The 12,710-nt window shown below is 62.7% G+C and carries 11 protein-coding genes; 8 read left to right on the top strand and 3 right to left on the bottom strand.

The window, feature by feature from the left end:
* Positions 1-44: 44 nt before the first annotated feature.
* On the bottom strand, positions 45-1,553 hold the full coding sequence (trpE, locus tag P0Y65_06730) for an anthranilate synthase component I (GenBank protein ID WEK05943.1): 1,509 nt from the start codon (positions 1,551-1,553) through the stop codon (positions 45-47).
* A gap of 38 nt (positions 1,554-1,591) precedes the next feature.
* Positions 1,592-3,469 carry a peptidylprolyl isomerase gene (locus P0Y65_06735; GenBank protein ID WEK05944.1) on the bottom strand — a complete coding sequence of 626 codons (1,878 nt, stop codon included), beginning with the start codon at positions 3,467-3,469 and terminating at the stop codon, positions 1,592-1,594.
* A 125-nt stretch (positions 3,470-3,594) separates the two neighbouring features.
* Between P0Y65_06735 and tpiA the strand changes: the two genes are divergently transcribed.
* The 6 genes from tpiA (at position 3,595) to P0Y65_06765 (ending at position 8,672) form a co-directional block, all read left to right on the top strand.
* Positions 3,595-4,350, top strand: a complete 756-nt coding sequence (tpiA, locus tag P0Y65_06740; protein ID WEK05945.1) for a triose-phosphate isomerase — start codon at positions 3,595-3,597, stop codon at positions 4,348-4,350.
* A gap of 110 nt (positions 4,351-4,460) precedes the next feature.
* Entirely contained in the window at positions 4,461-4,994 is a 534-nt protein-coding gene (gene secG, locus P0Y65_06745) for a preprotein translocase subunit SecG (protein WEK05946.1), read from the top strand.
* A 109-nt stretch (positions 4,995-5,103) separates the two neighbouring features.
* Positions 5,104-6,732 carry a CTP synthase gene (locus P0Y65_06750; GenBank protein ID WEK05947.1) on the top strand — a complete coding sequence of 543 codons (1,629 nt, stop codon included), beginning with the start codon at positions 5,104-5,106 and terminating at the stop codon, positions 6,730-6,732.
* Positions 6,733-6,743: 11 nt separating this feature from the next.
* Positions 6,744-7,274: a hypothetical protein gene (locus tag P0Y65_06755; GenBank protein WEK05948.1), complete on the top strand. Its 531-nt coding sequence runs from the start codon at positions 6,744-6,746 to the stop codon at positions 7,272-7,274.
* Positions 7,275-7,276: 2 nt separating this feature from the next.
* A complete protein-coding gene (locus P0Y65_06760) occupies positions 7,277-7,453 on the top strand; it encodes a DUF4169 family protein (protein WEK05949.1) in 177 nt (58 codons plus the stop codon).
* A 151-nt stretch (positions 7,454-7,604) separates the two neighbouring features.
* Complete coding sequence (locus P0Y65_06765; GenBank protein ID WEK05950.1) at positions 7,605-8,672, top strand: Gfo/Idh/MocA family oxidoreductase; 1,068 nt, start codon at positions 7,605-7,607, stop codon at positions 8,670-8,672.
* Between the two features lie 116 nt (positions 8,673-8,788).
* Here P0Y65_06765 and P0Y65_06770 read toward each other — a convergent pair whose 3' ends face one another.
* On the bottom strand, positions 8,789-9,808 hold the full coding sequence (locus tag P0Y65_06770) for a serine hydrolase (GenBank protein ID WEK05951.1): 1,020 nt from the start codon (positions 9,806-9,808) through the stop codon (positions 8,789-8,791).
* A gap of 193 nt (positions 9,809-10,001) precedes the next feature.
* Here P0Y65_06770 and P0Y65_06775 point away from each other — a divergent pair, with 193 nt between their 5' ends.
* Together P0Y65_06775 and eno are read left to right on the top strand one after the other, a co-directional pair.
* Positions 10,002-11,291, top strand: coding sequence for an MFS transporter (locus P0Y65_06775; GenBank protein ID WEK05952.1), 1,290 nt, complete (start codon positions 10,002-10,004; stop codon positions 11,289-11,291).
* A gap of 141 nt (positions 11,292-11,432) precedes the next feature.
* A complete protein-coding gene (gene eno / locus P0Y65_06780; GenBank protein ID WEK05953.1) occupies positions 11,433-12,710 on the top strand; it encodes a phosphopyruvate hydratase in 1,278 nt (425 codons plus the stop codon).

The raw sequence follows: 12,710 nt of genomic DNA on the forward strand, positions 1-12,710 counted from the left end.
TCAGAACCAGGTCCGCCATCGATGCTGATTGGTCGTCTGCGCCGTCATTGCCCGATCCTTGCCTCGCCGGCATAGCGTAACGCTTCCTCGGCGGCGCTGAAAAGGGCGCGGGCCTTGTTTTCGCATTCCATCTGTTCGAGCTCGGGTACAGAGTCGGCGACGATGCCGGCGCCGGCCTGGGCATAGAGCTTGCCGTCCTTGACGATGGCGGTGCGCAGCACGATGCAGGTATCCATCGTGCCGTCGGCACCGAAATAGCCGACGCAGCCGCCATAGATGCCGCGGCGGGAATGTTCGAGCTCGTCGATGATCTCCATGGCGCGCACTTTCGGAGCGCCCGAGACCGTGCCGGCCGGGAAGCCGGCCGAGAGGGCATCGACAAAGTCAAATTTCGGGTCGAGCACGCCCACGACATTGGAGACGATGTGCATGACGTGTGAATAATATTCGAGGAAGAACTTGTCGGTGACCTTCACCGTGCCGGTCCTGGCAACGCGGCCGACGTCGTTGCGCCCGAGGTCGAGCAGCATCAGGTGCTCGGCCAGTTCCTTGGGATCGGCCAAAAGCTCCGCCGCCAGTTCCTGGTCGCGGGTGGGCGTTGCGCCGCGCTTGCGGGTGCCGGCGATGGGGCGGATGGTCACCTCGCCATCCTGCACGCGCACAAGAATTTCCGGGCTTGATCCGGCAACGGCGAAGTCACCGAAATCGAGGAAATACATGTAGGGGCTGGGATTGGTGCGGCGCAGGGCCCGATAGAGCGCGGTCGGGGGCAGGGTGAAATCGGCCTCGAAACGCTGGCTCAGGACGACCTGGAAGATGTCGCCGGCGGTGATGTAGTCCTTCGCCTTGGCCACCATGGCGAAATAGTCGTCGCGCGAAGTGTTGCTCTTGATGTCGATTTTTTCGAGATCGGGCAGCGGTGGGGTGATCGGCATGGCCTGGCTGAGCCGGGCAATGGCGTCGTCGATGCGGGATTCGGCGGCTTCATAGGCCTGGCGGGCGGAAACGCCGTCGCGCACATAGACGGGCGCCGTGAGATAGAGCTCGTCCTTGAGCGTGTCGAAGATGGCAAGGAGGGAGGGGCGCATCAGCACGGCTTCGGGCGTTTGCAGATGATCCGGATTGCTGTCGGGCAGCACTTCCATGTAGCGGACCATTTCATAGCCGAGATAGCCATAGATGCCGGCCGACTGCGGCGGCAGGCCGGCGGGGACCTCGATCTTGCTGTCGGCAACAAGCTGGCGCAGGGCGTCGAGCGGCAGGTCGGGCAGGGGCTCGAACGTGCTGTCGTCGATCTGGGCCGAGCGGTTGATGCTGGCCTGGCCGGCCTCGACCTTGAGGATCACATCGGGCTGGGTGCCGATGATGGAATAGCGGCCGCGCACCGAAGCGTCCTGCACCGATTCGAGCAGATAGGTGTTTTTCCGGCCCGCTGCCAGCTTGAGATAGGTGCCGATCGGCGTTTCGAGGTCGGCCACGATGCGACGCCAGACGATTCCGGACTTTCCGGCATCATATTGCTCGGCAAAGCGCGGAAAGAAGTCGTCGCCCATCGTTGTCGTGTCCAGGTTGGAGGTGGTCCGGTGTCGCTTTACTGGACGACGCCGGAATTGAGAGCCAGCGCCTGATCGAGCGCCTGCTGGTTGATCCGCAGGCCCGCATCGTCGCGCACGGCGGTGATGAAGTCACCATAGAGCCCGACGCGCGCCTCGTTTTCGAGACTGTCATTGGCGGCCTGGGCCAGCGGGCCCTCCGCAGCGGTAAGGTCGGTGACGGCAAAGACCACGAAGTCGCCGCTCTGGCTAACCGCCGAGCCGTGATGGTCGGCCGGGCCGGCAAAGGCGGCGGAGGCGACCGCGGCGTCCACGGTACCATCTTCCGAGCCAAAACGCGGGAAGGCCGAGGAGATCTGCGGGAAGACATTGAGCGAGGCCGCGACATCGACGATGGATTCGCCGGCATCCATGCGGGACACGGCCTCAGCCTGTGCTGCCATGATGGCATTGTTGGTGCGCTCTTCCACCATGGCCGTGGTCAGGGTGTCACGGACCTCGTCCAGCGTCTGGTCGCGGGCCGGCTCGATGGCATTGAGGTCGAACCAGAGGTTGCCATTGCCGGCCAGCTGGATCGCCGGGGTCAGCGCGCCTTCGATGGCCTTGAAGATGGCCTGGGCGACGCGCGGCTGGTCTTCCGGAGTGAGGTCGGGAATGACGGTCAGCTGCTGGCCGCCGCTGGTGACGTCGGCTTCGTAGAGGTCGAGGTTGAAGCGCTCGGCAATCTCGGTCAGCGGACGGAAGGCAGCGCGCAGTTCTTCGATCTGGTCCTGCACTTCGGCCAGCTCGGTGCGGGCCTGGGCCAGGGCCAGGTTTTCGGCGATCTGTTCGCTGGCTTCTTCGAGGGTCTGCGTACCGCCACCTTCGATTGCCGAGACATGGACGACGCGCTTGCCGCCAATACCATCAATGATGGTGAAGGCGCCCTGTTCGAGACCAAAGGCGGCCGTGGCCAGAGCGGCATCGGTGATGCCGGACTGGGGCAGGGTGCCCAGATCAGTCGGGGTCAGGCCAGCGTCGGCGACGAGGGTTTCAAACGGCGTGCCTGCGGTCTGGCCAGCCTCGAAGGCCGTGACCTGCTCGGCATTGAGCGGGACCTGCTGGATGGTGCGGCGTTCAGCTTCGCCCAGACTGCCCTTGGTGCGCTCGTATTCGGCGGCGATGGCGTCGTCGCTGATGGTCTTGGTTGCCGCGAGGTCAGCCGTCGACAGGCGCAGCATCTGCACCTTGCGCGTCTCGACCGTGCGATATTCGGCCTGATGCTCGGTCAGATAGGCAGCGAGCTCTTCCTCGGTCGGGGCGGCCGGGGTCTCGATATTGGTTTCGTTGAGCGTGAAATATTCGATCGTGCGCTGATCGGCCGAGTAGCGGTTGATCAGGCTCGATGCCGTGGCCGGCAGTTCGGTATCGCCGAAGAGGCTGAGGATCAGCTGCTGGCGCTTGGCCGCATCGCCCTGCATCTCGAAATATTCGGCTTCCGTCAGGCCGCTGAACTGCAGCGTCTGGCTGAAGCTCGAGGCGTCGAACGTGCCCAGCGCGTTCTGAAAGGACGGATCCTCGCGGAGCATTTCGGCCAGCTTGGCCTCGGAAACGCCCAGACCAAAGCTGTTGGCAACCTGGTCGAGCGCGGCGTCCTGCGCCAGCGACAGCAGCACTTGGCCCTGAATCTGCTGGGCAACCGGATCGCCGGGCAGGGGCATGGAGCCCATCTGCTGGGCAACCTGGTTGAGCTGACCCTGATAGGCGCGCAGGAAGGTGCGGGAATTGATTTCCTCGTTGCCGACTCGCGCTACGGTATTGCTGCCCAGATCGGTGATGACATTGTTGATGCCAAAGCCGGCGATACCCACGAGCAGGAAGCCGCCCATGATCTTACCGGGCCAGGATTTTGCAAAAGCACGCAAACTATCGAGCATCTGAGACGTTCCAGTTGGGCAACACGAGGCTTTACCGCAATAGCGGGAGGGCACTAGTAATCCATTTTGACAGCCGGGGTTAGGGCAAACCTGCCCACGGTGCAAGAGGCATGCAGGAGCAAAGAGTGACAACGACCATTACGCCGCTGATCGCAGGGAACTGGAAAATGAACGGCCTGCGCGGCTCGATCGACGAGCTGAACGAGCTTGCGGGCATGCTCACGACCGGTGAAGCGCCGCGCGCCGTGGTGGTGATCTGCCCGCCCGCCACGATTCTGCACATGGTCGCCTCCAATGGCGCGACGAGCGGTATTCTGGCCGGTGGTCAGGATTGTCACAGCCAGGCATCGGGCGCCCATACCGGCGATCTCTCGGCCTCCATGCTGGCCGATGCCGGCGCACAATATGTCATCGTCGGCCATTCCGAGCGCCGGGCCAACCATGCCGAAACCGATGATCAGGTGCGCGCCAAGGCGGAAGCGGCCATCGGCGCCGGCCTCAAACCGATCATCTGCGTGGGCGAAACCGAAGCCGAGCGCGATGCCGGCACCGCCGAATCCGTCGTCGCCACCCAGCTGGCCGGCTCGATTCCCGACGCGGCGGAACAACATGAAGTGATCATTGCCTATGAACCGGTCTGGGCCATCGGTACCGGCCGCACGCCGAGCAATGACGATATTGCCACGATGCACGATTCCATCCGTCGCAAGCTGGTCGAGCGCTTCGGCGACAAGGGGACGACATTGCGCATTCTTTATGGTGGTTCGCTGAAACCGCAGAACGCGCGCGAAATCCTGGCGGTGGAAAACGTCAATGGCGGCCTCGTCGGCGGCGCCAGCCTCTTGGCAAAGGACTTCTACACCATTATCTCCGCCGTGTAATTTGCACGACGCCGCCTCTGGCTGGCCGGAAATTCCGGCTGGCCCTTGGCTTTGAAGTGTGAGGCGTGTATGACGCGCCATCTTTTAATAGACCAATAGACTGAGACAGAATGGCAAACGTCCTGATTGTGGCCTATCTGCTGATCGTCCTGGCGCTGATTGCGGTGATCCTGCTGCAGCGCTCCGAGGGCGGCGCGCTGGGCATTGGCGGTGGCGGCGGCGGCGGTTTCATGACTGCGCGCGGCTCGGCAAACCTGCTGACCCGGACCACGGCCATTCTGGCGACCCTGTTCTTCGCCACCGCTATTGGCCTGACCATTCTCTCCGAACTCGATCGCGGCTCCTCGGGCATTCTCGAGCGTGCAGCAGCCGGCCAGGAAGGCGAAGCGCCGTCCAGCGTGCTCGATGCGCTCAACCAGCTCGGCAGCGGCGCGACAACGTCTGACCTTCCCGTTCCCGCTTCCGATCCGGTCGCCCCTGCTGGCGCCGATCCGGTGACCGAGGACGTGGTGCCGGCTCCAGCCGCCGAGGCTGCGCCCGCCGCAGAAACCAATTCGACTCCTGAAGCGAGCGGCGACCTGCCGGTCCCCGAGGCTCCCGCCACGGCACCGGCTGAAACGCCCGCCGCTCCGGCGACGAACTAAACGCCGCAAGGCGAAGCAAAGAGGGGGATGGCAACATCCCCTTCTTCTTTTGTGCAGAGCACATTGCGGGCTCTGCGAATCGACGTTGATGTGATTAAGGTGAACGCCCATGGCTCGGTACGTATTCATCACCGGAGGCGTGGTCTCCTCATTGGGTAAAGGTTTGGCATCGGCAGCTATTGGCGCCGTGCTGCAAGCGCGCGGCTACAAGGTCCGCCTGCGCAAGCTCGACCCCTATCTCAACATTGATCCGGGCACGATGTCGCCCACCCAGCACGGCGAAGTCTTCGTCACCGATGACGGTGCCGAGACCGATCTCGATCTGGGGCACTACGAGCGCTTCACGGGGCGTGCGGCCACCAAGGCCGACAATATCACCACCGGGCGCATCTATTCGGACATCCTCGCCAAGGAACGCCGCGGCGAATATCTGGGCGCCACCGTCCAGGTCATTCCCCACGTCACCGACGCGATCAAGAATTTCGTCATCGACGGCAATGAAGACTTCGACTTCGTGCTGGTCGAGATCGGCGGCACGGTTGGCGATATCGAGGGCTTGCCGTTCTTCGAAGCCATCCGCCAGTTGGGCAATGACCTGCCGCGTGGCGACACCTGCTATCTGCATCTGACGCTGATGCCCTATATTCCCTCGGCCGGCGAGCTCAAGACCAAGCCGACCCAGCATTCGGTCAAGGAACTGCGTTCTATCGGCATCGCGCCCGACGTGCTGCTGGTGCGTTGCGATCGCCCGATTCCTGCGGGCGAGAAGAAGAAGCTCAGCCTCTTCTGTAACGTGCGCGAAAGCGCCGTGATCCAGGGCCTTGATGTCGCGTCGATCTATGACGTGCCGCTGGCCTATCATAAGGAAGGCCTCGACAGCGAAATTCTCGCGGCCTTCGGCATCAAGGACGCCCCGGAGCCGGATCTGTCGCCATGGCAGGATGTTTCCGCGCGCCTCCACAATCCCGAGGGCGAGGTCAATATTGCCATCGTCGGCAAATATACCGGCCTCAAGGACGCCTATAAGTCGCTCTCCGAAGCGCTGACCCATGGCGGCATTGCCAACAAGGTCAAGGTCAACCTGCAGTGGATTGATTCCGAAGTCTTCGAGCGCGACGATCCGGCACCCTATCTCGAGCATGTGCACGGCATCCTGGTCCCTGGGGGGTTCGGTGAACGCGGCGCGCAGGGCAAGATCGAGGCGGCGCGCTTTGCCCGCACCAAGGACGTGCCCTATTTCGGCATCTGCTTTGGCATGCAGATGGCCTGCGTCGAAGCAGCCCGCAACACGGCCGGTATCAAGAATGCCTCCTCGACCGAATTCGGCCCCACCAAGGATGCCGTCGTCGGCATGATGACCGAATGGGTCAAGGGCAATGATACCGAGACCCGTGGCAAGGAAGGCGACATGGGCGGCACGCTCCGCCTCGGCGCCTATCCGGCCCAACTGACCCGAGGCTCGCGCGTTGCCGACATCTATGGCAGTACCCGCATTTCCGAGCGTCATCGTCACCGCTACGAAGTCAACATGGACTATCGCAAGCTCCTCGAGAAGAACGGCCTGCTGTTTTCGGGCGTCTCGCCCGATGGCAAGCTGCCCGAAATCGTCGAGCGCACCGATCATCCGTGGTTTATCGGCGTGCAGTTCCACCCGGAACTGAAGTCCAAGCCATTTGAGCCCCATCCGCTTTTCACCAGCTTCATTTCGGCCGCGATGGAGCAAAGCCGTCTCGTTTAGGAGTTTTCAGCATGCGTCAGGTTTTCTCGCTCGTCCTCGCTTCCACCGCGCTGGCCCTTCTGGCCGGCCCAAGTCTGGCCAAGGACAAAGCGGAAGGCCTCGACCTGACGCCGCTGCTGGATGGTTTCGTGCAGGGCTGTGATTTCAGCGAGCCGCTTTACGATCTCATCGCGAGCCTGCGTCCGACGACCAGGGATGGCGGCACGCTGGCCGTCCCGGAAGGCTATGCCGATGTCGTCGGCGAACCAACCCATGAGGGTGATGGCGAAGGCGCCCAAATCTATCACCTGCCGCTGCCGGGCCAGTGGCATGGGCAGCCGGTGGTGGGTATCGACTTCGTCAACCAGGACGACGCCGGCATGTTCGTTGCCGCGGTGCGCTTTGTCGGCGACGAAAGCGCTGTCACCGCGCAGTTCGACCCACTGGTCGAACAGTCACAGGCCATGCTCGACGAGGAAGAGATGTCGGTCGATTTCGGCCATGTCGTCCTGCTCGACAACGACCAGGGCGTGATGCGCCTGATATGTAATCTCAGCACCTGATCATGGCCGAGATCCTCTCGCTCTCGAAGGCCCGTAAAGCCAAGGCCCGCGCGTCCAGGGATGCGCAGGCCGAGCAGAACCGGATCAGCTTCGGGCGAACCAAGGCGGAAAAGCAGCAGCAGACCGCCGAAAAAGCCCTGGTCGACCGCAAGATCGACGGCCACAAGCGCGACGAGTAGTTTCCGCGCAACCCTTTGGACATCCAAGACTTATCGCTAGGCCAATGTTTGCCTGGAGACGCGCGAGCGCTCCAGGTCATGTCTTGTCGCGCTTTCGAACCGCAAGGTGGTGTGCACTCTTGCCCGAAGCGCCCTAGCGAAAGGAATTGCCATGCGTCTTCTCATGCTCGGAACCGGGGGAATGGCCCGCTTGCACGTCAAGGGGTTCAATGACGTCCCGGGCGTCGAGATCGTCGCGGCAGTCGATACCGATGCCGAAAAGCTCGCTGAATTCCTCGCATTGCATGGCATTCCGCGTGGCTTTGCCACGCTGGACGAGGCCCTGGCCTGGGGCGAGTTCGATGCCGTGACCAATATCACGCCCGACCGGGTGCATTATCCCACCACGATGCAGCTGCTCGACGCGGGCAAGCATGTGTTCTGCGAGAAGCCGCTGGCAACCGATCACGCCAAGGCACTGGAAATGACCGAGAAGGCGGAGGCTCTGGGCCTCGCCAACATGGTCAACCTGACCTATCGCAATGTGCCGCAGCTGCAGAAGGCGCATGAGCTGATCAAGGCGGGCGCGATCGGCAAGGTCAAGCATATCGAGGCAAGCTATCTGCAGAGCTGGCTGATCTCGAAGGCCTGGGGCGACTGGCGGGCGTCCCCGACCTGGCTCTGGCGGCTGAGCACCAAGCATGGCTCCAATGGCGTCCTGGGCGATGTCGGTATCCACATTCTCGATTTCGCCTCCTATGCCGCCGGCTGCGACTACAAGACGGCGTTCTTCCGCTTGCAGACTTTCGACAAGGCCGAAAACCATCGCATCGGCGAATATGACCTCGATGCCAACGACACCTTCGTGATGACCGCGGAGATGGACAATGGCGCCATGGCGGCCATTCACGCCACGCGCTGGGGTACTGGCCATCTCAATGACCTGCGCCTGCGCATCTATGGCGAACAGGGGGCTGTGGAGGTGACCGATACCAGTCACGTGCCAAAGCTCATGACCTGCTTGGGCGATGACGTGGAAGCGGCGAAGTGGACGGAAGTGGCTGCCGAGCCGACACCGACCAATTACGCGCGCTTCGCCGAAGCGGTCCGCACGGGCGTCAACCAGGAGCCCAGCTTCCGCCATGCGGCGGACCTGCAGAAGATCATCGACTTGGCCGCGGTCACCGAACGCGACCGCACGGAACATGCGGCCACGGGTCGGGCGCAAAAGCTGGGTTAGGAAGACTACCACACCCACCGGCCGTCATCCTCGGGCTTGACCCGAGGAGACTGAACTTGATCGATGCGCCGAAAGTGTAGAGCCCTCGGGTCAAGCCCGAGGGTGACGCGCGATGTTCACTCCGCCGCGGCCGAGGCGACGGCCTCTTCCCTCACCGCACCGATGATCTCGCCCAGAAGCGCATGCAGCGCGTCGCGATGGCCGTTGGCGGCGGAGGGCGAATTCTCGTCCGAAGTCATCACCACGCTGAGCTCGAGACTGGGCACGATATAGAGCATCTGCCCGCCATAGCCCCAGGCATAGCGCACATCCTCGCCGCCGATATTGCGCAGGAACCAGCCATAACCATAGCCATCGCCTGTGAAGCGTGACTTGGTGCGTTCGGTCCAGGACTGGTCGATCCAGTCCTGCGAAAGAATGCGTTCGCCGTCGGCATTGAGGCCGTCATTGCGATAGACCTCGCCAAAGGCCAGCAGCGAGCGCGGGCTCATCGCCATCTGGTTGCCGCCGAGATAGATGCCCTGAGGATCGCGCTCCCAGCCGCCGATGTGGAAGTCGTCCACTGGCTCGAACCAGTCATGCGCATTGGCCAGCGCGCTTTCCCCGGTCGCTTCGGTGAGGATTGCGGAGAGCAGGTGGCTGGAGCCGGTGGAATAGAGCATCGCTCCGCCAGGATCGGTTTCGAAATCCTGCGCCAGCGCGTTGCGCACCCAATTGGCGCTCGCGACCCAGCGGCCGTAGTTGGGACCCGAGGTCGGCGCGAGGCCCGCCTGCATGGAGAGCAGATTGCCCACGGTGATTTCGTTCAGTCGGGGGTCGGCGTCGTCGGGAAAGTCATCGGCGAGGAAATCGGCGATGGGCTGGTCGACACTTTCGATCTCGCCGCGGTCTATGGCCATGCCGATCAGGGCGGAGATGACGGTTTTGGAGGCGGATTTGATATTGGTCGGATCATCCACCGAATTGCCGCCATAGCCGCGCTCGGCGACGATTTCCCCGTCCAGCGAGACCATCACCGCTTCCAGCGGTTCGAGCTCGGCGGCCTGGTCGAGAATGGATGTCAGATCAAGCGTCTGCGCCGAAGCGGGCAGGGTGGCGAGAAGGGCGGCGGCGATGAGGAGGGGGCGAGTCAGCATGGCTTCTGTCTTGGCACAACTTGCGGCAAAATCATGTGCATCGTGTCAGACATGTCCCACAGTCGCGTGAACAGGCTCTTGCCATGAGGCGTACCATGCGGTACGCCCACGCCAACGATTGGTTCTGGCGCGAATTTGGGGATGGAGGCGCGCCACGAGCCTCTGGCCCCAGACTTGACACCCCGGACTTCAAATGACCATCGCAACTGATACCGCCACGGTTCCACCCGTCGGCAATTCCGCCCGCCGCGTGCTGGCGGCGAGCATGATCGGCACGACGATCGAGTTCTTCGATTTCTACATCTACGCCACCGCGGCCGTGATCGTGTTCCCGCATCTCTTCTTCCCGGCAGGCGATGACGCTTCGGCGCTGCTGCAGTCGCTGGCGACCTTTGCCATCGCCTTCATGGCCCGCCCGGTGGGCGCCGCCATCTTCGGCCATTTCGGCGACAAGATCGGCCGCAAGGCGACGCTGGTTGCGGCGCTGCTGACCATGGGCATTTCCACCGTGCTGATCGGCGCGCTGCCGACCTATGCGCAGATCGGCGTGTGGGCGCCGCTGCTGCTGGCGCTGTGCCGTCTCGGCCAGGGCCTGGGCCTTGGCGGTGAATGGGGCGGCGCCGTGCTGCTCGCCACCGAAAACGCCCCCGAGGGAAAGCGTGCCTGGTATGGCATGTTCCCCCAGCTGGGTGCGCCGGTCGGTTTCTTCTTTGCCACCACCATTTTCCTCGTGCTGGCGCATTTCCTGGGCGATGATGCCTTCATGAGCTGGGGCTGGCGCGTGCCGTTCCTCGCCAGCGCCTTCCTCGTGATCTTTGGCCTCTTCATCCGTCTCAAGATCACCGAGACGCCCGAATTCGCCAAGGCGATCGAAAAGGCCGAGCGCGTCGAAGTGCCGTTCTTTGACGTCTTCAAGTCGCACAAGCTGAGCCTGCTGCTCGGCACCATGGCGGCGCTGGCGACCTTCGTGCTGTTCTACATCATGACCGTGTTCTCGCTGAGCTATGGCACAGGAACGCTCGGCTATAGCCGCGAAGAGTTCCTGATCCTGCAGATGGTGGGCGTGCTGTTCTTTGGTGCCTTCATTCCGATCGCTGCAGTGCTTGCCGACAAGTTCGGCATGCGCAAGGTTATGGTGGGCGTTTCGATCGGCATTGGCGTCTTTGGCCTGATCCTCGCGCCGCTGCTGGGTGCCGGCAATATCTTTGGCGTGCTGGGCTTCCTCTGCATCGGCTTTGCGCTGATGGGCATGACCTATGGCCCGCTGGGCACGGCGCTTGCCGCGCCTTTTCCCACCGCCGTGCGCTATACCGGCGCCTCGCTGACCTTCAACCTCGGCGGCATCTTCGGCGCCAGCTTTGCGCCCTATATCGCCACCTACCTGGCCAGCACCTATGGCCTGCACACGGTTGGCTACTACATGATCATCGCCGCCGTGCTGACGCTTGTCGCCTTCGGACTGATCCGCCAGACCTCGGACTGAGCCTTACAGGCTTCCATCCAGAAGGGCCGCGCTTGTCGCGGCCCTTTTGCATTTTTTTGGCCATGCCCTCTTTTCCTTGTCACAAGGCAAGTCTAGGAGTGGCGCACGCAACGACATTACCCACCGGGGGAAGGGCTTTCCATGTCTTCAATCATCCACGTTTCCGGCCGCCAGATCTACGACAGCCGCGGCAATCCCACGGTCGAAGTCGATGTGGTGCTGGACGATGGCAGCTTCGGCCGCGCCGCCGTTCCCTCAGGCGCCTCCACCGGCGCGCATGAAGCGGTCGAGCTGCGCGATGGCGGCAAGAAGTACAATGGCAAGGGTGTGACCCAGGCCGTCGAGAACATCAATACCGCGATCTTCGATGAAATCCAGGGCATGGATGCCCTCGACCAGCTGGCTGTCGACCAGGCCATGATCGAACTCGATGGCACGCCCAACAAGTCCAAGCTCGGCGCGAACGCCATCCTCGGCGTGTCGCTGGCCGTGGCCAAGGCCGCTGCCGAGTCGAGCGAGCTGCCCTTCTACCGCTATATCGGCGGCCCCAACGCCCATGTCCTGCCCGTGCCGATGATGAACATCATCAATGGTGGCGAGCATGCCGACAACCCGATCGACATGCAGGAATTCATGATCCTGCCCGCGGGTGCCGAAAACCTGGCCGACGCCGTCCGCATCGGATCGGAAATCTTCCATACCCTCAAGAAGGGTCTGTCGTCCGAAGGCCACAACACCAATGTCGGTGACGAAGGCGGTTTCGCCCCCAACCTCAAGTCGGCCGATGAAGCCCTCGGCTACATCATGCGTTCCATTGAAAAGGCCGGCTACCGTCCGGGCGAGGATGTGTTCCTCGGCCTCGATTGCGCCTCGACCGAATACTACAAGAACGGCAAATACGAGATGGTCGGCGAGGGCAAGTCGCTCTCCTCTGACGACAACGTCCGCTTCCTCGAAGACCTGGCCAATCGCTTCCCGATCATCACCATCGAAGACGGCATGGCCGAAGACGACTGGGACGGCTGGAAGGCCCTGACCGATGCCATCGGCAAGAAGGTCCAGTTGGTCGGCGACGATCTCTTCGTCACCAATTCCGAACGCCTGCGTTCGGGCATCAAGATGGGCGTCGCCAACTCAATCCTCGTCAAGGTCAACCAGATCGGCTCGCTCAGCGAAACGCTCAACGCCGTCGATACTGCGCACCGCGCCGGCTATACCTCGGTCATGTCGCACCGCTCGGGCGAAACCGAGGATTCGACCATTGCCGACCTCGCCGTCGCTCTTAACTGCGGCCAGATCAAGACCGGCTCGCTAAGCCGTTCCGACCGTATCGCCAAGTACAACCAGCTGATCCGCATCGAGGAACAGCTCGGCGAAAGCGCCAAGTATGCCGGCTACTCGGTGGTCAAGGGCCGCTAA

Source organism: Candidatus Devosia phytovorans (assembly GCA_029202405.1).
Lineage (GTDB): Bacteria > Pseudomonadota > Alphaproteobacteria > Rhizobiales > Devosiaceae > Devosia > Devosia phytovorans.